Consider the following 19,053-nt stretch of genomic DNA (forward strand, 5'->3'; position numbering starts at 1 on the left):
GCTTTGCCTCTGTTTTCAGGGGCTGGCGGGCTTTTTACATTCAGCTTGATGCATCTCCCGGTTGCAGCACTAACCAACCAGGAGAAGGAAATGCAAACCGTTCAGATCTCGGAAATTGTCGTTGGCAACAACCCGCGGAAGTTCTTTGACCCTGCGGAGATGGAGGAGCTGACCGCTTCGATCCGCGAGAAGGGGGTCATCCAGCCGATTCTCGTTCGTCCCTTGCTGGACGGCGGGTACCAGGTTGTCGCTGGTGGTCGCCGCTACGCGGCAGCTAAGGCGGCACATGGGGATGACTACCCCATGCCCGTTGTCATCAAGGATCTGGACGACGATGAAGCCGAAGAACTGGCGCTCATCGAAAACGTTCAGCGGGCGGACATGTCGCCAGCAGAGGAAGCTGAGGCGGCCGCGAAAATCCTGGCTCGCTCAGAAGGTGATCGGGACGATGCAGCGCGGCGCCTTGGCTGGAGTCGGGCCACCCTCGACAAACGCCTGGGCCTGATGAACGCCACGGACGCAGTTCGCTCTGCGCTCGCTGAGCGTCGCATCAAGTTGGGCCACGCCGAGTTGTTGGCGGGTCTTCCGCGACCAAAGCAAGACGCTGTTCTTGGGGCACTTCTCAAGGCTCCCGAGCTTGTCGGTGTCGGTGAGTTCAAGCAGCAAATCCAGAAGCTCGCCAACGCGTTGTCGACGGCGGTATTCGACAAGACGGAGTGTGCGCAATGCCCCCACAGCAGCGGGAATCAGCAAGCGCTCTTTGGGGAGGCCGTCGAAGATGGCCATTGCACCAACCGTGAGTGCTGGGACGGAAAGACCGAAGCGGCGCTCGACGAGATTCGCAAAGGGCTTATCGAGGACTTTCCTGAAGTCAGGATTGTTCGCCCCGGTGAGAACTTCACCGTCATCAAGCTCGTCGCCGAAGGTGGTTCTGGCGTCGGTGATGTTCAGGCTCAGGCCTGCCGTTCCTGCGGCAAGTTTGGGGCGGCCATCAGCGCGGTGCCCGGCAAGGTGGGCAAGGTCTTCAAGGACTTGTGCTTCGACTCTGCATGTAACGCCGAGAAGGTGAAGGCGAATCATCAGGCGATCGTTGCAGCCGCTCAACCGGCTCAACCCGCTGCGCCTACCCCGGGAGCAACAACGACTGGCTCAGCGAGCAACACATCGCCCGCTGCGAAACCTGTAACTCAGAAGAAGGCTGCTGAGGTGCAGGACTCCACGCGGGTCAAGGAGTATCGGGCGAAGGTCTGGCGATCTGCATTGGCCAAGCACCTCTACATGAATCCCGAAGTTGGGGAGCGTGTTCTGCTTGCCCTTTGCATGAGTGGGGATGCGCGTCACATCAGCGCAACTCAGCTTGGCAAAGCGTTCGCCAAGCTCACTCAAGGGACGTCGTCCAGTCTGTCTTTGACAGTGGCGCTGACCCAGGTCGGTGAAGCAAGCGACGAGGTTGTCTCCAAGCTGAAGGTCATGTTGCCGGCCGCAACCGCAGAGGGGCTCGAGGAGCACAAGGTGGTCGCGCTGCTCAACGAGCTGAAGGTGAACCTCGCGGATCACTGGACGCTTAACGCCGACTACCTGGGGTTGCTCACCAAGAGTGAGATCAAGGTCGTGGCCGAGCAAATCGGGCTTGCCGCACATATGGGCAAGGATCTGGACAAGGCTCTCGGGGAGAAGAAGGACGAGTGCGTCAAGAAGCTGTTGGCCGTATCGGGCTTTGACTATGCCGGGAAGCTTCCGGCGAACGTGATGTGGAAGGCGTAACGCCTTTTTCAATGCAGGAAGGCCTGGTTGCAGGCCAGGCCCTTAAATCAAGGAGAAATGGGATGTTTGAAACGTTGAAGTCGTTCCTGGCGAGCAATACCGCCACCCTGATGCTGACGTCAGAGGGTGACCAGATCACCGTCACGGTGATCCCAAAACCCAAAGCGGAAGGTGATCCGGCGCTGAAGACGCCCCTGGTGATCTCCGGCACCACTGCGGAGCTCGACGAGGGCTTTGCCGGTGTGCTGGCGGGCTACGTGAGTGCTCACAAGAGCCTTGCAGAGCAGCTGGCCGAAACCCAAGCGGTCCTGGATCGCGCAAAGAAGGAAAGCGCGGCCAAGGCGGTCAAGGGGGCACCCAAGGCAGCAGGGCCCAAAGCGGTGACGCTCGATGAGCTCACTGACGAAGGCGATGAGGACGTCGATGGTGATGCTGAGGAAGTGGGTGAGGCGCAAGCCAAGCCTGCGGCTGTTCAACAACCAGTTGCCAAGGCCAAGACGGAAGTCTCTTCCGCGCTTGACCTGGCCAGCCTGCTTTAAGGGGGCGTCATGGCGATCCAAGTTGAAGAAGCCGTTCGCGAGTTCCACTACAACGGAACCTGTCTTGGTGATCCGGGTAAGGGGATGTCGGTAAATCAGGTTCGGGATCTTTACTCCGCAACCTTCCCGGAGCTCACAAGCGCGGTGGTCGAAGGGCCGACGCGAAAGGGGAACAGGTTGATCTACGAATTCCGGCGTGCAGCAGGCACAAAGGGGTGATTTATGAGTTCGCTGAAGGATAGGCTTGAGGCCATCTCCAAAGGCGAAATCATCGAGACGGGAAGCACAGTTTCTGTGCTTCCCGTTTTTAATGATAAGGAGATGACGAAATGCGTTGCCGCACTTTTGCAGTTAGTCGAAAGCTCACAGAGGAGTTCGGCGTCAGCGGTTCGGCTCCGGCCCCCGTCCAACGCCATTCACATGATCCTCTGAGGCTGCCCAGAAGCTGCGCGGCCCCTGGTGCTTATGTTGAGCATGCATCCGAGGGGTTGCCGTTGGCCAATCTTGCCTTGGCGTTGTACGACGAGGGCCTTGTTACCGAGAAAGACTCCGAGGAACGGTTGCCCGAGCTTGTAAAGGTGGGTTTGAAGCGTCTGATGGAAGCGGTCTTGGGTGATCTTGTTTTTGTTGCACCTCTGGACCTGGCCGTTTCAAGCACGCTGAGTGGATGCGAAGGGTATTCGGTCGAGGAAGGTGAGCATGTTCCCCAGACCTATTGGTTGGCTCTTGAGCTCAACCCCGACTTGGAGACCTGTCTGGTCGGAAGCCGGCTGCTCGCACTCGAGGAATCGGTCCCAGGTTTGGGTAGGACTGCACTTGAGGTAGCGCAGACAGCAGGGGCTAGAACGGCGGGTTGCTGGTCACCGCTTTTCGTTCAAGAACTGGCCTCGTACATCTACTGGCGGGGAGCGTCTTCCCAGGAGGAATGGATCGAAGAGCTCGAGAGTTCGGGAGAAGACCCCGAGGAATACAGTTTCTCACCGGAGCAGTATGAGGACGGGTTCCCGGTCGATTGGGCGATCTCTACGAAAAGGGTGCTCGATGGTTTCTCTCTTATCCAGGCGCTTGATCATCCAGATCCCACGGTCGGGGATGTTGCCGAAAAATTGTGCGAGGTGATCCGGTTAATGGATCAGGGGGCGATGTTTCCCGGTGCGCAGGAGACAGATCGCGAGCCGGTATATCGCGGTGCTCTGATTCGTTGGGATGGGGACGATCCTGTCCAGCAGGTCATTGATGACCATATCGAGTATGCCAATCAAGGTTGTGACGGATACACCACCTTGTGCTCGGTATGGGACGTGAAGATCACGCGAGAAGCCTTTGCGGAGTGGCTCAAGCGCTACCGCTTGGGTCTGCAACTTTACAAATCGCTCGACCAGCTTCTTGTCATGCTGCATACGTGCGAAAAGGAGGAATAAATGCAAGTCAGCGTCAACACCGAAGAGGTGCCATACCGGGCCTCGCACGCGATCCTGCTCTACGGGCAGCATCGTCCAGGTTATGCCTCAGTGCATGACGTGGAGGTGGATTCATCGGGGGAGCTTTCGATTGAAGCTGGTGTGCCGGCAACAGTCGACGGTTTGAGGAAAATGTTTGACTCCCTCGATCCGTCCAGAAGCGCTCGGCCTGTCTTCCTCGAGCCGAACATCCTGTCGCAAGGACCCGGATGGCTTGTATGGTGGATGAGGCCTCAAACACGACGTGTCTGGTTCGAAAGCAAAGAAATCCAGGTCGAGACAGCAGATGTTCCGCATCCCGGCCTGGTGTTTGCTGTCACAAGCCGCCAATGGCGAGTTTTTGCTGTTAAAGGCAAGTCCAGACCTCGGCCAGGAACCAAGCTCTATCAGGCGCCCTACTGGAACGTCTGGAAGGGTGGTGGCATCTGCGTGGGCTCTGCACAGACACCAAGTGCAGGCGTCCAGGCCGATCCGGCGGACTGGGAGGAGAGCTTCTTCTCGAGCCGTTTCTCGCATCCGAACATCCATGAGCAGAACTTGCTTGTGAAGTACAGGGGCGGTTCCGCGAAGTTCTGGAACGCGATGCTCAAGGGGAAATTCAAGGCCTTTCCGCTGGATACGCTTGTGCCAACAGAACTGACCGTCAGGGATGTTCTGGCTCAGATCGGGAGGGATGTTTGATGGACCCTCGAGATGCGGCGTTACAGGCCCTCACGCCCACCGTGATGGTGCCGCGGTTCGGTGAGTTCGAACCGCTGGCCCAGCCAGGGCATCGTTTTCTGGCAGGGCAGAACGGGGACTGGCTTGAGGTGCGTCGAGCGTGGCTGTATGCACGTATGCCGCTCACAAAGGCTTCTTCTGTGGTGAAGCCATACGGCACGGTCACTGCCAGTCTGGAGTGGATGTGTCCGCCGATCCCGCTTGCGCTGTTTGAGCGTTTTGCAGGAATGGCGAGAGAAAGCTGTCCGCTCGAGGCGGCCGGCTGGATCACCTGGAACGAAGTCAGCAACGAGTTCGCTTTCCGAGAAGTGGGGGTGCGAGAAGCTTCGGCTTCTCGTATCCACTTTGACAGGCCACGCTTGGGAGAAGGGGAGCATCTGGTTGTTGATCTGCACTCGCATGGCCGGTCGTCGGCGTTCTTTTCCGGCACCGATGACGAGGACGACAGAGGGGAGGTCAAACTTTCCGTGGTATTGGGTCGTTGTGACCAGAAGTTGGTTACGGCCCAGCGGCTCTGCCTGATGGGGATGTTCGTTCCAATGCAACTGGCCTCAGCCGTCGATGGATTGATGTTCAAGCCCGCGCCCGTTGAGGAGCCGCGAACCTTTGTGGCCGATGCCTTGGTGTAAAGCCTGTATCGAGCCGACCATAACCGCCACCTCTCGTTGAGAGGTGGCTTTTTTACGCCCCGCGCTTCTGCATTTCCCCATGCAGTCATTACACATGGAGAGAAAAATGGAGCATTTCATCAACCCTGACCTGTTGCAACGAAAAGCTCGAATCGTCGTCATCGGCGCTGGCGGTACTGGGAGTCATGTCATCAACGGCCTTGTGCAGCTTCATACGGCCTTGCTTGCGCTCGGTCACCCAGGCGGCCTTCACGTTACCGCGTTCGACGACGACACCGTGTCGGAATCCAACGTCGGCCGCCAGGCGTTTGTGCGGTCCGATATTGGCGCCAACAAGGCGTCGGTGCTGATCAATCGACTCAACCAAGCCTTCGGGCTTGACTGGGATGCGTACCCGCATCGTCTTGAGATTTGCGAAGAGGGGCGATTGCGGATGCGACCGGATCTCGTCATCGGGTGCGTCGATAACCGGCTTGCCAGAAAAGCGATCGCAAAAACCTTCGATTACGGTTACTGGATGGATATCGGAAACAACCAGAACGATGGTCAAGTCATCTTGGGCGAATTTGGGGAGCGACCATACGTCACATTCCGAGGAACAACACGACTCAGGCTGCCGACGGTTGCAGATCTGCTGCCCGAGGCCGTCGATGACAAGCTGGATGCCACCGATGACCAGCCTAGCTGTTCGCTTGTCGAGGCGCTCGAGAAGCAATCGTTGTTCATCAACCGCGCGATGGCTCTGCACGGATTGAACCTTCTCTGGAAGCTATTCCGTACCGCACGCCTGGAAGCCCACGGCGTTTTCGTCAATCTCGCGACTGACAGAACCTCGCCGCTTCTGATCGGCCCTGACACGTGGGGGCGATTCGGCTATCAGGTCAAAGAGGCTGCTTAGGCTGCTTTGACTCGGCCCATACCGCCGCTCTCTCCTACACGGGGAAGAGCGGCGTTTTCTTATGGGGCGCGAGGTATCTCACCGGCGCAGCACGTCAACTACCGTCCTTCAAGGAGAATGAAATGCACCCCGACAACTGGCGCAACAACGCCATCCAGTTTCCTCGCCTGATCTCAGAAATCCTGGCAACGCAAGAGATCGACCTGGAGCTTCTTGCGCAATCGATGGACCTTGCCATCGAGGACGTAGAAGAGTTGTTTGATCGAGCAGACGCCATTTGGCAGGAGATCAAGGCGCCATCGGCCTGAACTCCATCGATACCCCAACCGCCCCCTGGGCGGTTTTTCTTCGCCCGTAGGGTGCGTGTGCCGCGTTTCACCCCTCCATGCGCGCATCTCCTCCCACGCAGATCAACAACTTTGGAGGTGGTGAAAATGGATTTCTTTGCAGCAGCACCTGTCGTGCGTCAGGAAGTGTCTCTGGACGACCTGATTGCGGGGTCAGTCGCTTCCATCAGGCGCCTGTTCGATGAGGGGTATCCAACCCTCATCGCATTTAGCAGCGGAAAGGATAGTTCTGTGTTGATGATATTGACGTTCATGGCAGCTATTCAGGCAAAAAACGAGGGTCGGCATCCGAAGATCGCAGTCTGCCATTCCAACACCGGGATTGAGAATCCGTTGATCGCAGAGTTGGCAAAGTGCGAGATGAAGAAGATCGAAGCCTATGCTGCAAAGCATGGCCTGGACGTTCAGGTGCGTGTGGCTCAACCGGAGCTGCTCGATAGTTGGGGGCCACGGATTTGCGGTGGTCGTGCGCTTCCGTCCTACCCAGGACTGAACGCCGATTGCAGCGTAGCGTGGAAGTGTGAGCCAAGCAGAAAGTTGAGGCACACGCTGTCGGAGCAGTTGGGTGGGGAAAAGGAGGTTGTCGTTTGCACCGGAACCAGGCGTTCGGAGTCGGTCCGCCGTGGAGCAAACATGTTGAAGCGAAAGGACTCCTCTGTTGAGCCTGTGCGCAACAAGGAGGGTGAGCTCGTTCTCTCTCCCATTGCGGAGTGGGATACCGATTCCGTCTTCGAGCTGCTTGGGTTGTGTGGGGCTGGAATCATCGAGTCCTACACGGATGCACAAGAAGTCCTCACCGCTTATCGCGATGCAGGGCCGACTTCGTGTGCGGTTGTGAACGACTCCATCATGGAGGGGGAAGGCAAAGCGAAAAACTGCGGCGCCCGGTTCGGTTGCGCCTTGTGCACGGTAGTTCAGAACGACAGCAGCATGGACAACCTGCTCAATAACGATCCGCAGTACGGCTTCATGCGCGGATTGGGCCGGCTTCGCAACTACCTGATGGCGATCCAGAACGACATGGGGCGTCGTCTATGGGTTGGCAGAACGATCCGAGAGGGTCACATCGCGATACGACCTGACGTTTTCAGCCCAGAAGAGATGCGTCGCATCTATCGGTATGCCGTGACGCTCGACGCTGAAGAGGAAGAGGCGGCGCAGGCACTTGGGATCGAGCCCAGGTTCCGCCTGATTCCACCGGAGGCCGCAGTCTGTATCGACATGCTGTGGAGCAGGGATGGTCACTTCGATGGCTTCGCTGCCGTCGCTGACTATCTGGACATCTGGCAGGGGAGAGAACGATACCCCGTGCCGGAGAAGGTCGAGATGCTGTCTGCCGAACGACCTGAACCTCGTTTCCTAGAAGTAGGAGAAAACTGGGCAGAGGCGTGCGGTGATCATTGGGCGGGCATCCGTGAGCCGTTCGTGGCTGCAATGCTGGAGGACTGCTTGCCTGTGAAGTCGTATGGCAAGAAGAACGCCGTCGCTGCCTGGGCGGATCTCGAATCTGAGGACGGATTCGTGATCGATCAGGAGTCCTTGGCGATGTTTTTCCACTTCGAAGCAGATGGGATGGTCCGTCAGTACAGGGACCGACAGATGGACACCCGCGGCATCGCTTATCGCTGGTACTTGCAGTACGGATTGGCGAGGCTGTCAGCTCGCCAGATTCTCAACCACGACAAGGCGTTGCGCCGAACCGCTTACAAGCGGCTCGCCGGCGTTAGCGGACCCGAGGTTGATGTCGATCGGCTGTTCGATGCGGCAAAACCATGGGATCAGGTGCCTGCGTCGGTTCAGGCGTCGTTCCTGTCAGAGTCGAGGCTAAAGCAGCTTCGCGAGACCAAGGAAAGTGAGCAGCGCAAGAAGATGCAGGCTTCACTTTTCTGACCAACCCCACCGGCACATTCCTTCCAGGGTGTGCCGGTTTTTTTATGCCTCTCCTTGGCGCATTACCTCTGCGCAGTCTCAATCAAGGAGAAATCATCATGGAAGTCCTGAAAAGTTGCGTTTTGCTCAACTACAGCGCCAGGCAGCTCTCCGCTGTCCGGGAAATCTCAACCCTCCGCGAGGGGGCCAAGGTAGAGAAGAAGGGGGTTGTGCTGTTCAATCCGAAGAAACTGAATCCGTTTCAGCGGCTCAAGCGCGAGATGTTCACTTGCGCCAGAAAGTACGGTACGAAGCTGGACGCCTTGGGCGCTTGGCTGGTCCCTCTTGATCGTGCAGATGCGGCCGATGAAGAGTTCAAGCGACTGGTGCAGCAGTACGAGGACGCTGCGGTGGCTTTTTGTGCAGAGTATCGGGATCTGGTTGATGCTCAATGCATCGCGCACCCTCTCGATGCGGAAGACATCCGCGGCGCAGCGCCTGTAGAGACTGCGGTGCGTGAGGTTCTGCGTGCGTCATGCGTGCTCTATCAGCTGCCAGAGGAGATTCGGGAAACGGGGCTTGAGCGCGAGCTCGACTCGCTGCCCGGGCAGGTTGCTTCCGAGATGGCCCAGGACCTCAGGGATTCACTCGGAAGTGGTCATCGCTACACCCGAGACACCCTGAATGTGATTCGGCGGGTTGCCAAGAAAGCAGGGTCGTTTGGTTTTCTTCATCCGTCCTTGGCTGCTGTTCCAGGGTTGGTCGACGGATTGTTAAGCCGACTGCCTCCTGACGGGCCTTATCGGGGTGAGGAAGCCCTGAACATCGGGGTGGTGATTGCGTTCCTCCAAGATCCTGTGCGGCTGTTGGCCGAAGGAGAGAATCTTGGCGAGGATCTGTTCGTCAAGCCGACCGATCTTTTACCGGATCAAGAGGGACCGGAGAGCGCTGTGCCCTCGGCTCCCGGTGAGGCCGTCGTAGTGTCCCTCGCAGACATGGCTAGTTCGGCGGAGTCTGTGGAGCGTGTGTCTCCCGACGAAGACGTTGAGTCTTGGTTCTGACGGTGACTGGCATGGATTTTCATGTCTTGTTTCACCCAAATCCAGGCAAGCGACTTCCGAAGGTGTGGGCGGGCGGTGTCCGTGGGGACGTTGTGGTGTTCGGCTCCATTGGTAATGTCCTGGTCGAAAAATCGGTCACTGCGGATCTCTGGAAAACGATCCAGGACAAGCTCAGCAATGGCTATCTTGATCTTGGCGTGCTCCATGATGCGGACCTGACCTCTCTTCAGGCGCTCTCACAGGCGATGAAGCGGATGCATCAGTCTTCACACGGAGGTTCTGTCACCATCGACCTTGAACACGCTGACGTGCTTCGTACGTTCAGAAAGAGGCAGGGATACCGGTGCGAGCTTACGCTCGAAGGGGTGTCTTCAAGGAGGCCGCAGCCTCGAACGTTCGAAGGGCCGGTTGTTGTCAACACATCGGAGTCCTGGTTTTAACCCAAAGGCCGTCCTCTTCCGAGGCGGCCTTTTTTACTATTTTGCTGACCGCATTACCTCCCTGCAGACCCACTAGCAAGGAGAGGATCATGAACGAACGTAGTTTTGCTGCACTCTGGATCGAACTCCTGAGTGTTTCTATTGCTGATGCTGAGCGTTGCGGTGATCACATTGCACGCGGCTTCACTGCCAAATCCACCCCTCTTATTCAAGAAGGGCTGGAGGCGATTGAATGGATTTTCTATACGAGCCTCAAGGATCGATCAAGAGGTTCATTTGCCTTCGTTTGTGACTTGCTCGGCGCCGACCCTGTTGTTGTTCGCCGCAAGCTTGCGCAGCGTCCGTCCATTCAAATTGCCGGCAAGCATTACCGTCAGCATGTATTGAAATTACCTACAAAAGGGGTGGTTCAAAGCCAGTTTTGTGGCAAAAGCCTGCGTATCGCAGCGTGATGAAAATCATTAGCCATCAATCTGGCTGGGCATAGTCCTTCCTTCAGAGCACCTGGAGGAAGGACATTTACTATGTCCTCCACCGCATCTCAGCATTATCAATAGGATCTTCAGGAGCATCTCAACATGGAAAACGATCTCAAATCGCTCTTCAGAAAACGGTTCCTGCTTGCTGACCTTGCCAGCCTCGCTCATGAAACGGGTGACGCTGATCTCGTTCAGCGCCTCAAAATTGCCTTGGCCAATGTCGAGCTGGCCATACAGTCAAGAACAGGCAGCGCCGCAATGTAACCATTTCTCCTCTTACGCCCGTTCCGCCTTTGCCCGTACTCATTGAGTGCGGGTTTTTTTTCGAATTTTTTTGCGTTTTAGGAAAATGAAAACTGAAACAGCAGCTGCAAGAATAAGACCAAAAATGATTGCGGCGATGAGTGGTGGGATGGGGTCCATGATTTGAGCGCAAGAAAAAACCCTTCAATTCTAGAAAAGAAATGAAGGGTTGGTGTCAGTCCTGGTGAGAGGACTTGATTTTCAGAACAACGGCGATAGAACTTGCCGCTGCAACAACAGCAACCACAATGGCGGCTTGAAGTGCAGGCAGTAAATCCATTTACTTTGTCCTTTGGCCGACTTATCGACCTTCACTGTCTACTTCGGTAGCGACCCAGGTCGCAACCCCCCAGAGCACAGCGGCTACGAATAGTCCAACTGCGCCCCATACAAACGCCTCTGGCGTGTTCTTCGCAAATGCCCCAAGAGCAAGCATGGCCACAACAGCGGCTACCTTGTCCAGCATCTCCTTGATCCGCTTAAGGACTACTTTCTCCTTTGATGTATGCATAGTCAATTCTCCTTATGGTTAAGACTGCAAGGAGAGATGTTTTCTGCTGGATGGTAAAAGTCGCTTGGTAGCTGAACGGGCTGATGGGTGTTCTGGTTCTTGGTTTTTCCTACGCGGCTTCTTGCATGACCGATGTGCAGACTTGTTGGTTTGCTGCGCTGGTAGCTCGAAGTTGGCCGCTTCGGGTGTGTCACTACCGCGCAACTCACCTTTGCCGAGTGACACCGGCGGAGATCATGTTCATGTCTGAAGTAGAGATTCAGCAGAAGGAGGCACGTTTGCGCGACGTGCTCCAGTTCGCCACCGAGCAAGGTGACGAAGAGTTGAAAGCAGCGGCTACCAAGGCGCTGTTTGAACTGAAGCGCTCCTCGATTGACCGAGAGCGGCATCATGAGTTTGAAAGGTGGAAGTTCGCCTAACAAACTGTCCTCAACCCCCAAGTCCTTGAGTTTCTCAAGGTCTTGGGGGTTTTTTCATTTACGCCTCTTTGAATCAAAACAGATTCTCGTTGTATTATTTAAGTGCCCTATCTCGTTTTGGGCTGTTTGTCAATTTTCGTTGGAGGAAGGATGATGGAAAAGCGAAAGATGTACGACTGGAGCCCGGAGTTGAAGGCTGCCCTGGTTGCGGACGACGACTTCAATGACATCGAGTACGTCGATCTTGAGACGGCGCCTCAGCAGGCAGAAGTTGGGTCGACGGGGTACTTGCTCCTGCCGATGCTGCACACGCTGGCCTATGCGCGCCTACTTGGCGGGTTTCTGCGCAAGAACGAGTACGTTCTTGCGAAAAAATGGGTGAACTACGCAAGGTTGCGCATGGAGCCCGCGCTACCCGCGGCGCAAGGGGAAAACATTTGAATGCGAGGCGGGCTGCTCAGGCTTCGGCCGGAACTGATCGAGAATTTCATCGGCAGTCTCGAGATCGTCTTCCAGGATGCTGGCAAACGCGGCCCACAGCGGCTTCTCGTCGGCTTTCTGTCGGGCTTCAATCAACAGCCCTTGCAGAACAGATTCGCTATGGGAGCTGGAGAAACCGCGGATTGTGCCCATGTCGAACCTCGTTATGTTGGCAGCAAGAGAATCTTTCACAGCATCATTTTACGCCCAAGAGACAATCAGTCCAGTTTTGCCGCAGCATAGAAAACCCGGTGTCCACAAGGTTGGGACTACCGGGTTCGGGGTTGTCAGGTGCGCGAAGCGTCGAGTAGATCGGCTAACTCGAAAAACCGTGCGTTCGGTTGCCTCCTTTCGTCCAGTCCGCTCTCGAACAGCGCTTGGGCAATCTGCTTCGGAACGCCAATTCGGTCCGATGCGGCCAGATAGCACCGCAACTGAGAAACATGAGGCAGGCCAGAGCCTTGTGCATCACGCCAATACATTCGGGCAAGCCCGAACCACCTTTTGAAAAGAACTTGATCCACTTTGAGTCTCCCTGGAGTTGCTGTTTGTGAGGGAGAAATGCGGTCAAAGCAGGGAGAAATCACCGATGGCTTGGCAGGTGCTTCAGAAGGCAGTTTTCGACGGCGCCGAGTACGGGCTGCTGTTCCATTATCACGATGGAAAGATCGCGACAGCCATCAAGCGTGGTGAAGTGCGCCCGTTCTACGTCCACGATGCAGACCATCCGTATCGCCGGTACTGGCGCTTCCATCGTTCTGTGATCGACAACGCGGAGCCGTTCGAGGTGCTTGTGTCGACGGTCGCGCGGGCGGTCGGCCTGGCGCTTCCGGCTGTCCGCGAGGAATTCTTCGAGGCGCTGGCAGCCGCCGAGCTCAACCCCGGCGCGTTCGGGCACGGGATTACGCAGACGATCTATCCGGTCGGCGAGCACGAGTGTGTCGTGATCGGATCGAAGTTCCACGCCTGCGCGGTCAAGACCTTCAAGGACATGGGCGGGCGATGGCTCAAGGAGGCGAACGGCTGGCACCTTCGTGATGTTTCGATGCCGATGCTGGTGACGACGCTTGAGCGCGAGGCTGGCTACGATGAGGACAGCATTCTGGTGCATCCAGGGCGATTCACGGTCCAGGACGTGCATTTGCTGTCGAACCTGGGTGCTGCGCCGATCCCGTTTCCTCAATTTGATAGGGACGAGACGGGCTCGGGCGAGGAGGGCGAGGGCGATCACGGCCTTGTTGTCCCGGAGCTCGGAAATGTCGCGGAAACGGGGCTGACCGAATCCGATGTGCTGTCGTGTATCCCCCAAGGTGCGGCTCACGATTATCAAATGACCGGCGCGGTTTTCATGGCCACACGGACAGGGGCGCTCAACGCTGACGACATGGGTGTTGGAAAGACGCGGCAGGCGATCCTGGCTGCCTACGCGGTGAAGGCGCATCACGAGCGAAAGCTGGTGATCCTGGTCGTGCCCAAGTCCGTTCGTTACAAGTGGCAGCGGGAGATTCTGGCGGTTTACCCAGACGAAAAGATCGAGGTTGTCGAGGGCACACAGCTGTCGTCGGATGCCCAGTGGGCGATCCTCAACTATGAGCAGGCCGCGAAATGGCAGGAGATTGGCGAGCGAGCTTGCGTCCTGATCGTCGATGAGGCGCACAAGCTCAAGTCGGAAACAGCGCTGAGAACGCAGTCGGTCATGGCGATGGCGGCATCGATCCCTGTCCGGTACATGCTCACCGCCACGCCCATCTTGAATCGAGAGTCTGAAATTTTCGCGCTCTTGAAAATCACTGGTCATCCATTGGGCCGCATGGAACTGCCCGATTTCGTGAGTCGCTTCGCGGGCTCGAGAGAGTTTCGATCCGCACTCAACGTAGCGATTCGAGAAAACTGGATGATCCGGCGCAGCAAGCACCAGGTTCTGCGGGGCAAGGTTCCGGGCAAAGACCGCAACTATCGGTCGATTCCGATGCCGCGGAAAATGGAACAGGCTTATCAGGAAGCGCTTAACAACGGGACGTCGACCTTTGGCGTTCTGCACAGCACTCGCCGCTTCCTCCAGGAGGCCTGCATCAAGGAAGCGGGCAAGTACCTCAAGAAGGAGGTGGCCAAGGACGAGAAGATGGTCGTCTTTGTGAACTACACCGAGGATGCCCACGCTCACGCAGAATACCTTTCAAGCCTGGGCAAAGGGCGTTTCGTGGTGCTCACCGGCGATATCCTGTCCGATGCAAAGCGGCAGGAAATTCTCGACAGCGTTCAGAACGACGATACGGTCAAAGGTATCGTTGGCTCATACGGGGTGCTGGCCGAAGGCGTCGATCTCTGGCGTGCAAACCACGTCTATATTGCCTCGCAGCCGTGGACACCGGCCACGCAGGAGCAGGCCGAAGACCGCTGCAACCGACTGGGCCAGACGCGCCGTGTCCGAGTCGAGGTTCCGATCTTCGAAGGGACGATCGACGCGGCGATCCGGGAACTGATTTCAGGCAAGGCCGAGATCGTTGAGGATGTGCTCGATCCCGAAGAGGCCGAGCGGGCTGCGATCCGCAAGGTGGCCGAGATGGTGAAGGGCGGCAGGAAGGCCGCAGCGTTGGCTTAGGCGTCCAGGCCGGCGATCAGCAGCGCCTTCTTGAGTTCGTGGACGCCGACCTTCAGGTTTGGGAACAGGAACGTCGTCTTTCCGTGCTGGCTGGAGCCGGTCGAGGTGAGGTCGCCCAGGCCGCGCAACTCAGCATCTTTCTCAGCCAGATCGAAACCGTTGCTGTGGTCGACCAGAAGTTGAAGGCGCTTCATCGTACGCTCGGCGGCCGTCTTGCCGTAGGTCGCATCCTCTTCGTCGTCATCGGTCACTGGTTGCGGCAGGTACAGGAAGAAGTATCCCCGCCCACCGTGCCTGGACACGCGGCCCCGCAACTGGTGGAGCTGCGCGACACCGAAGCGTTCGGCGTTCACTACGATCAGGCATGCTAGCGAGGGCAGCGTGATGCCCACCTCGATGACGGTTGACGATACGAGGATCAGCTTTTCCTTATCGCGCATCTGGCGCAGTGCTTCTTGCTTTTCATCCGCAGGCATCTGCCCGTGGGCGATCGCGACCTGACCGGGGAAGTGCTTTTGCCACTTCGCCGCGTTGTCCTCGATGCTCTTGCCTTCCGATCCTGCGTTCACAGCGGCATAGACGATCGCCGTTTGCCGGCCTGCTGCCGCGACCTTCTTGATGAAGTCCAGCAGGCGGTCCTTCTCGGTGGACAGAACAATGCGGGAGGCGATGTCCTTCTGGACCGGACATTCTCGCAACAGCGAGACGTCCATGCCTCCGAACTGAACCACGGCCAGCGTCCGGGGGATCGCGGTCGCCGTTGCTTCGAGCAGGTTCGTGTGCTCGTCCATCAACGACTGCTTCTGGCTCACGGCAAACTTGTGCTGTTCGTCGGTTACGACAAAATCGAGCATGCCCTTAGCGCGAGCGAGTGCTCCGATCACGGATGTTGTCCCGATCAGGATTGCGTTGGGCAGATCCTTCGTTCCTGGCTTGACCTGAAATGTCGGCACGTCCGGAAAATACTCGGCCAGCTCGCGCAAGGCTTGTTCGACCAGCAACTGGTTGGCGGTCATCACTGCGACTCTGGCGCCGGCCAGATGAGCCGCAACCAAGGGAATCAGGAAAACGAGCGTTTTGCCCGTACCTACGTCGCCGGCCAGAAGGCGGTTCATCGGTCGTGCGCTACGAAGGTCGGCCACGATCTCTCGGATGGCCGTCTGCTGATCTTTGGTTAAGGTGTAGGGCAGGGCAGAGAGAAGTCTTGCAACCACGTCATCTTGGATCGGGATCGACGAGGCCGGGACGTTGCGCGTGATCTTGTTTGCTTGAGCGGCCTTCACAATGGACTGCACGCACAGCTCGCGGGTGATGGCCAGTGCTTCTTCGCCCTCTCGGACAGAGTTCGGTGCGTGCAGTGCGAGGAGCAACGCGTGCGGTGTTGGATAGCCGGTGAGTCGCTCGAACTCGGCGAGCGATAGGCGGCATTTTTGCAGCAGCAGCTTGCCGGCTTTCTCGAGCAGGGTTAGGTTTTCCGATATCGCTGCGCTGACGGTCTGGGCCTTCAGTCGCCCGGGGATGCCCTTGTAGAGGGCCACGATCGACCCCAGTTGCGAGGGGTCGATGGTCAAGGCTTTCCGAATCTGCAGCGTTTTGTTGAAGAAGTCGGTCTCGGCGTAGAGGTAGAGCTCCTGCTGCTGGATCGCATCCTTCCAGTCCCAGACGTTGCCGAAAACCGGGATTTCAGCAGCGTTGCCCCAATGGTCCTTCACGCTGATCACCAGGCGACGCGCTTGACGCATCGAGTTCGTCGGGAAGCCATCCTTGTCGAACATCCGATGCCCGTTTACGAGGCAAGCGAAGAGACGCTTGCCTGTGTTGGCCTCGGGGAACGCGTAGTGCGGCGTCGAAAAGTCGAGGTACCCGTGCGGGGCCCATAGCAGTAGCTCTTCGGGTGTGGTCAGTCCCATCCGCTTCCAGGTGGGCGGTGCTTCTTTCTTGTCGGAGGGGGCGGGCGCGGTGGGCATGGCTAGAAATTGGCGAGGAGTTCTGTGAGAAGGTCGTCCGCGCTCGGTGGTTGTGGATCTGCGCCGGGATGCATCTGTTGAGCCGGGGCTGTAGTGACTGTCGGTACGCTATCCGGGGCGGGTTGAGGTGGGGCAACGGGTCCGGGTGGTGGCGAATAAGCAACGGCTGCCTGGGCGGGTTGGGTCGGTGTAGTTACGGCAGAGGCTGGGGAGTAAGGCACGGGTTCCGGGGCTGGTTGAGCAGCAGCGGTCTGCACTGATTTCCGAGCGTTTGTCGTTACGGTAACGGGCGCGGTCAGGGGCTGTTCTGTTGTTTTGCGACGGGTTCTTCGAATCGGCGGTACCGACTCGGCTGCGAGATGCTTCGTTGCTCCGGGATGTACCCCGGTCAGGAGGTAGGTTCGAACGGCTTCTTGGAGAAAATTTGACACGCTACCGTTAGGTAGAGAGTCCAGGAAATTACACAGGTCGGCGTGCTTGCTCTTGTTCAGATAGAGGATGTAGCGGTTCCGGATTTCTGTTTTACCGGCGTTGCGATTAGCAGCCATCACGAACTCCAGTGTTGTGGGTAAGGCTTCCCGGGGTCAGTATTAGCGCGCAGCTCGAGGGCGTGAGCTTTTGATTGCGCCACCTCGATTGGAGTGGTGGATGGCAGCAGAGCATCACCTTCACGTGTTCGGTTTTGCTGCGGCAAGGGAGAGGAAAATCCGCCCGACTGGATGTACTTCTCAAGTACATCCCGAACAAAGGTCGGCATCGTCCCGTCGGGCAGTGCGACCAGAAACTCGAACAGTTCCGCATGCTTCTTTCTGTTCAGGTACAGCGTGAGACGCAGGCTGTCTTTCTGGGGCGGGTATGGAATCTCGGGCATCGTGCGTAATCTGTCAGGCTGCGGCCGGCTCTTTCGCGCCTTGGGTCTTGGCTGAAATGCTCATGCCGAAACGACAGAAACCTTCAGCGATGGCCATGCGAGGCTCGTTGGCGATCGTGGCGTGAGGCCATTTCAGGGACAGCTCGGGGAAGATGACTGGAGCTCCGCCGCCTGCGATGAGGATGCCGTCGAGCTTGCGGGCGACGGGGTCGAGGACGCGAGAGGCAGTGTCCATCACTTCGGACGCGATGAGGCTGATTGCCTGTTTCGCGTATTCGGTCACATCGAGCGCCTTGCCGAAATACTTGATGCGGCGCTCCCGCAGCGCTTGCTCGGCTTCGAAGTGATCGACCTGGATGTTCTCCTGGTTGAGAAGTCGCTGCATGTGCTCGACGGCGAGCCTGACACCACCGCATGACCCTGAGGCCTTCTCGACAATCCGGCCGGACTGGATCAGCAGGAAGTCCGTGGTGAAATGGCCGATTTCGACCACGGCCCAGTTTTCTTCGCGCATATCGTGGGCGCTCGAAAGGGTCCCGGCAGGGGTCAGCATCAAGGTCTGGAGGGGTCCGAACGGCTGCGGAGCAACAAGCACTTCGGCCTGAATTTGCTGCCGAACCACCTCGCGCATTCTGGCTTTTTGGTGGGTGTGGAGAGCGGAGGGGAGGCCGGTCACTACCAGGCAGTTGCGAAGGTCGAGACCCAGGCGTTCGAGTTTTTTTGTTGCACCGGCGATTAGTGCGCTGTGCTCTGGCGTTTCGATCCAGTCGTTTGTGAGTCCCAGAGCAGGCGGCTGGCCGCATGATTGGACGAGCGCCGTCTCACCAACGAAGAACTTCCGCTGCCCTACGGTGACTGTTTCCGTTGCGGCGATCCGCGCTTCGCCTTCATCGGAAATGGCAAAGGCCGGGATTGCCACCGACGGAAAAATAAACTGGTGGCGGCCGGATGAGGAGGCGGCTACCACCTTGACGGAGCTGTGGCCGATATCGAGGCCGATGATTGTTCGTTGCATTATTTTTTCCTTAGCGATGGTTTGTGCGTCTCGCGCCGCATCCAGATCTGTGCCCAGTTCTGGATGCAGATCTGCATGCAGCTTTTAGTTTGCTGTACCCAGTTCTGTGCCCAGTTTTTTATTTGCTGTGCCCAGTTCTGGATGCAGTTCTGTGCTCAGTTCTGGATGCAGTTCTGGATGCAGTTCTGGATGCAGTTTTGCTTGCATCGACCTGGCGAAAGCAGCTCAGGCAACTCTAACAGACACACAAAGCATGTCAAATTGCATCGCTTTCGATTCAATTTGAACGGAGGTTTTCGGGGTGCGGCGGCCCTGCCCGGAGAGCTCGGGTGGGCGAAAGGTGGAAGAAAAGAGAGCCGCGCGGGTGTGCTGGAGAAGCCGAGAGCACCCGCCAGCCGGTCGGCTTTGGCCCCACCAGAGGGCGCCTTGGTGGCTGCGGATCGTGCTTCTAAGCCAGAACGCGACAAGCCGTGAAGCTGTTGGGTGTATGGCGTATACTGTGCCGCGATAAGCAGTGAATGGTATAAACCTGCGCCACAAGACATCCAAAGTCAGGATTTAGCCCGGTTTTCACTGCGCCTGAAGGTATGGCAAAGCTGTATATACCTATGCCGCGAGACCCTGCAAAGCCAAGTCAATTCGGCCGGATGATGAGGCGTTAATTCCGGGTCACTCCCCC

The 19,053-nt window shown here is 57.5% G+C and carries 22 protein-coding genes; 17 read left to right on the forward strand and 5 right to left on the reverse strand.

The window, feature by feature from the left end; genetic code table 11:
- Window positions 1-48: 48 nt before the first annotated feature.
- The 15 genes from ACUH78_RS12670 (at window position 49) to ACUH78_RS12740 (ending at window position 11,880) form a co-directional block, all read left to right on the forward strand.
- The gene (locus ACUH78_RS12670) at window positions 49-1,764 is read left to right on the forward strand and encodes a PRTRC system ParB family protein (RefSeq protein WP_510497564.1); all 1,716 of its coding nucleotides are present in this window, start codon (window positions 49-51) and stop codon (window positions 1,762-1,764) included.
- Window positions 1,765-1,826: 62 nt separating this feature from the next.
- Entirely contained in the window at window positions 1,827-2,303 is a 477-nt protein-coding gene (locus ACUH78_RS12675) for a PRTRC system protein E (RefSeq protein WP_334108863.1), read from the forward strand.
- A gap of 9 nt (window positions 2,304-2,312) precedes the next feature.
- The gene (locus ACUH78_RS12680) at window positions 2,313-2,522 is read left to right on the forward strand and encodes a PRTRC system protein C (protein ID WP_334108864.1); all 210 of its coding nucleotides are present in this window, start codon (window positions 2,313-2,315) and stop codon (window positions 2,520-2,522) included.
- A gap of 110 nt (window positions 2,523-2,632) precedes the next feature.
- Window positions 2,633-3,724 (forward strand): PRTRC system protein F, encoded by a 1,092-nt coding sequence (locus ACUH78_RS12685; protein WP_334108865.1) that lies wholly within the window; start codon window positions 2,633-2,635, stop codon window positions 3,722-3,724.
- Window positions 3,725-4,444, forward strand: coding sequence for a PRTRC system protein B (locus tag ACUH78_RS12690; protein WP_334108866.1), 720 nt, complete (start codon window positions 3,725-3,727; stop codon window positions 4,442-4,444). It abuts the gene before it with no gap.
- Window positions 4,444-5,112 carry a PRTRC system protein A gene (locus ACUH78_RS12695; RefSeq protein ID WP_445333613.1) on the forward strand — a complete coding sequence of 223 codons (669 nt, stop codon included), beginning with the start codon at window positions 4,444-4,446 and terminating at the stop codon, window positions 5,110-5,112. Before ACUH78_RS12690 ends, ACUH78_RS12695 begins: the two co-directional genes overlap by 1 nt.
- 106 nt (window positions 5,113-5,218) lie before the next feature.
- Window positions 5,219-6,010, forward strand: coding sequence for a PRTRC system ThiF family protein (locus ACUH78_RS12700; protein WP_445333614.1), 792 nt, complete (start codon window positions 5,219-5,221; stop codon window positions 6,008-6,010).
- A gap of 122 nt (window positions 6,011-6,132) precedes the next feature.
- Entirely contained in the window at window positions 6,133-6,318 is a 186-nt protein-coding gene (locus tag ACUH78_RS12705; protein ID WP_445333615.1) for a hypothetical protein, read from the forward strand.
- A 126-nt stretch (window positions 6,319-6,444) separates the two neighbouring features.
- A complete protein-coding gene (locus ACUH78_RS12710; RefSeq protein ID WP_445333616.1) occupies window positions 6,445-8,247 on the forward strand; it encodes a phosphoadenosine phosphosulfate reductase domain-containing protein in 1,803 nt (600 codons plus the stop codon).
- A 98-nt stretch (window positions 8,248-8,345) separates the two neighbouring features.
- Window positions 8,346-9,287: a DUF3150 domain-containing protein gene (locus ACUH78_RS12715; protein WP_445333617.1), complete on the forward strand. Its 942-nt coding sequence runs from the start codon at window positions 8,346-8,348 to the stop codon at window positions 9,285-9,287.
- Window positions 9,288-9,298: 11 nt separating this feature from the next.
- Complete coding sequence (locus ACUH78_RS12720) at window positions 9,299-9,727, forward strand: hypothetical protein (RefSeq protein ID WP_445333618.1); 429 nt, start codon at window positions 9,299-9,301, stop codon at window positions 9,725-9,727.
- Between the two features lie 89 nt (window positions 9,728-9,816).
- Window positions 9,817-10,179 carry a hypothetical protein gene (locus tag ACUH78_RS12725; RefSeq protein WP_445333619.1) on the forward strand — a complete coding sequence of 121 codons (363 nt, stop codon included), beginning with the start codon at window positions 9,817-9,819 and terminating at the stop codon, window positions 10,177-10,179.
- 126 nt (window positions 10,180-10,305) lie between these two features.
- On the forward strand, window positions 10,306-10,470 hold the full coding sequence (locus tag ACUH78_RS12730) for a hypothetical protein (protein WP_445333620.1): 165 nt from the start codon (window positions 10,306-10,308) through the stop codon (window positions 10,468-10,470).
- 792 nt (window positions 10,471-11,262) lie between these two features.
- Window positions 11,263-11,439 (forward strand): hypothetical protein, encoded by a 177-nt coding sequence (locus ACUH78_RS12735; RefSeq protein WP_445333621.1) that lies wholly within the window; start codon window positions 11,263-11,265, stop codon window positions 11,437-11,439.
- A gap of 150 nt (window positions 11,440-11,589) precedes the next feature.
- Window positions 11,590-11,880, forward strand: coding sequence for a hypothetical protein (locus ACUH78_RS12740; protein ID WP_445333622.1), 291 nt, complete (start codon window positions 11,590-11,592; stop codon window positions 11,878-11,880).
- On the opposite strand, the gene ACUH78_RS12745 is transcribed toward ACUH78_RS12740, so the two are convergent.
- On the reverse strand, window positions 11,851-12,072 hold the full coding sequence (locus tag ACUH78_RS12745) for a hypothetical protein (RefSeq protein WP_445333623.1): 222 nt from the start codon (window positions 12,070-12,072) through the stop codon (window positions 11,851-11,853). The genes ACUH78_RS12740 and ACUH78_RS12745 overlap by 30 nt on opposite strands.
- Window positions 12,073-12,206: 134 nt before the next feature.
- Window positions 12,207-12,443 (reverse strand): hypothetical protein, encoded by a 237-nt coding sequence (locus ACUH78_RS12750; protein WP_445333624.1) that lies wholly within the window; start codon window positions 12,441-12,443, stop codon window positions 12,207-12,209.
- Between the two features lie 65 nt (window positions 12,444-12,508).
- Here ACUH78_RS12750 and ACUH78_RS12755 point away from each other — a divergent pair, with 65 nt between their 5' ends.
- Complete coding sequence (locus tag ACUH78_RS12755; RefSeq protein WP_445333625.1) at window positions 12,509-14,521, forward strand: DEAD/DEAH box helicase; 2,013 nt, start codon at window positions 12,509-12,511, stop codon at window positions 14,519-14,521.
- Here ACUH78_RS12755 and ACUH78_RS12760 read toward each other — a convergent pair.
- From ACUH78_RS12760 to ACUH78_RS12770, 3 genes are all read right to left on the reverse strand, one after another.
- Window positions 14,518-16,488, reverse strand: coding sequence for a helicase-related protein (locus ACUH78_RS12760; protein ID WP_445333626.1), 1,971 nt, complete (start codon window positions 16,486-16,488; stop codon window positions 14,518-14,520). The two genes, ACUH78_RS12755 and ACUH78_RS12760, sit on opposite strands and share 4 nt — an antisense overlap.
- Window positions 16,489-17,035: 547 nt before the next feature.
- Window positions 17,036-17,359: a plasmid segregation protein ParR gene (locus ACUH78_RS12765; RefSeq protein ID WP_445333627.1), complete on the reverse strand. Its 324-nt coding sequence runs from the start codon at window positions 17,357-17,359 to the stop codon at window positions 17,036-17,038.
- Between the two features lie 13 nt (window positions 17,360-17,372).
- Complete coding sequence (locus ACUH78_RS12770) at window positions 17,373-18,374, reverse strand: ParM/StbA family protein (protein ID WP_445333628.1); 1,002 nt, start codon at window positions 18,372-18,374, stop codon at window positions 17,373-17,375.
- On the opposite strand from ACUH78_RS12770, the gene ACUH78_RS12775 reads away from it, so the two are divergent.
- The gene (locus tag ACUH78_RS12775; RefSeq protein WP_445333629.1) at window positions 18,339-18,848 is read left to right on the forward strand and encodes a hypothetical protein; all 510 of its coding nucleotides are present in this window, start codon (window positions 18,339-18,341) and stop codon (window positions 18,846-18,848) included. The genes ACUH78_RS12770 and ACUH78_RS12775 overlap by 36 nt on opposite strands.
- The last annotated feature ends 205 nt before the right edge of the window (window positions 18,849-19,053 follow it).

Source organism: Thauera sp. ZXT1-4, assembly GCF_052598215.2.

Excerpts from the sequence above, each read along its gene's own strand:
- ACUH78_RS12670 (WP_510497564.1), top strand. The coding sequence starts at position 49 with ATGCATCTCCCGGTTGCAGCACTAACCAACCAGGAGAAGGAAATGCAA.
- ACUH78_RS12675 (WP_334108863.1), top strand. The coding sequence starts at position 1,827 with ATGTTTGAAACGTTGAAGTCGTTCCTGGCGAGCAATACCGCCACCCTG.
- ACUH78_RS12680 (WP_334108864.1), top strand. The coding sequence starts at position 2,313 with ATGGCGATCCAAGTTGAAGAAGCCGTTCGCGAGTTCCACTACAACGGA.
- ACUH78_RS12685 (WP_334108865.1), top strand. The coding sequence starts at position 2,633 with ATGCGTTGCCGCACTTTTGCAGTTAGTCGAAAGCTCACAGAGGAGTTC.
- ACUH78_RS12690 (WP_334108866.1), top strand. The coding sequence starts at position 3,725 with ATGCAAGTCAGCGTCAACACCGAAGAGGTGCCATACCGGGCCTCGCAC.
- ACUH78_RS12695 (WP_445333613.1), top strand. The coding sequence starts at position 4,444 with ATGGACCCTCGAGATGCGGCGTTACAGGCCCTCACGCCCACCGTGATG.
- ACUH78_RS12700 (WP_445333614.1), top strand. The coding sequence starts at position 5,219 with ATGGAGCATTTCATCAACCCTGACCTGTTGCAACGAAAAGCTCGAATC.
- ACUH78_RS12705 (WP_445333615.1), top strand. The coding sequence starts at position 6,133 with ATGCACCCCGACAACTGGCGCAACAACGCCATCCAGTTTCCTCGCCTG.
- ACUH78_RS12710 (WP_445333616.1), top strand. The coding sequence starts at position 6,445 with ATGGATTTCTTTGCAGCAGCACCTGTCGTGCGTCAGGAAGTGTCTCTG.
- ACUH78_RS12715 (WP_445333617.1), top strand. The coding sequence starts at position 8,346 with ATGGAAGTCCTGAAAAGTTGCGTTTTGCTCAACTACAGCGCCAGGCAG.
- ACUH78_RS12720 (WP_445333618.1), top strand. The coding sequence starts at position 9,299 with ATGGATTTTCATGTCTTGTTTCACCCAAATCCAGGCAAGCGACTTCCG.
- ACUH78_RS12725 (WP_445333619.1), top strand. The coding sequence starts at position 9,817 with ATGAACGAACGTAGTTTTGCTGCACTCTGGATCGAACTCCTGAGTGTT.
- ACUH78_RS12730 (WP_445333620.1), top strand. The coding sequence starts at position 10,306 with ATGGAAAACGATCTCAAATCGCTCTTCAGAAAACGGTTCCTGCTTGCT.
- ACUH78_RS12735 (WP_445333621.1), top strand. The coding sequence starts at position 11,263 with ATGTCTGAAGTAGAGATTCAGCAGAAGGAGGCACGTTTGCGCGACGTG.
- ACUH78_RS12740 (WP_445333622.1), top strand. The coding sequence starts at position 11,590 with ATGATGGAAAAGCGAAAGATGTACGACTGGAGCCCGGAGTTGAAGGCT.
- ACUH78_RS12745 (WP_445333623.1), bottom strand. The coding sequence starts at position 12,072 with ATGGGCACAATCCGCGGTTTCTCCAGCTCCCATAGCGAATCTGTTCTG.
- ACUH78_RS12755 (WP_445333625.1), top strand. The coding sequence starts at position 12,509 with ATGGCTTGGCAGGTGCTTCAGAAGGCAGTTTTCGACGGCGCCGAGTAC.
- ACUH78_RS12760 (WP_445333626.1), bottom strand. The coding sequence starts at position 16,488 with ATGCCCACCGCGCCCGCCCCCTCCGACAAGAAAGAAGCACCGCCCACC.
- ACUH78_RS12765 (WP_445333627.1), bottom strand. The coding sequence starts at position 17,359 with ATGCCCGAGATTCCATACCCGCCCCAGAAAGACAGCCTGCGTCTCACG.
- ACUH78_RS12770 (WP_445333628.1), bottom strand. The coding sequence starts at position 18,374 with ATGCAACGAACAATCATCGGCCTCGATATCGGCCACAGCTCCGTCAAG.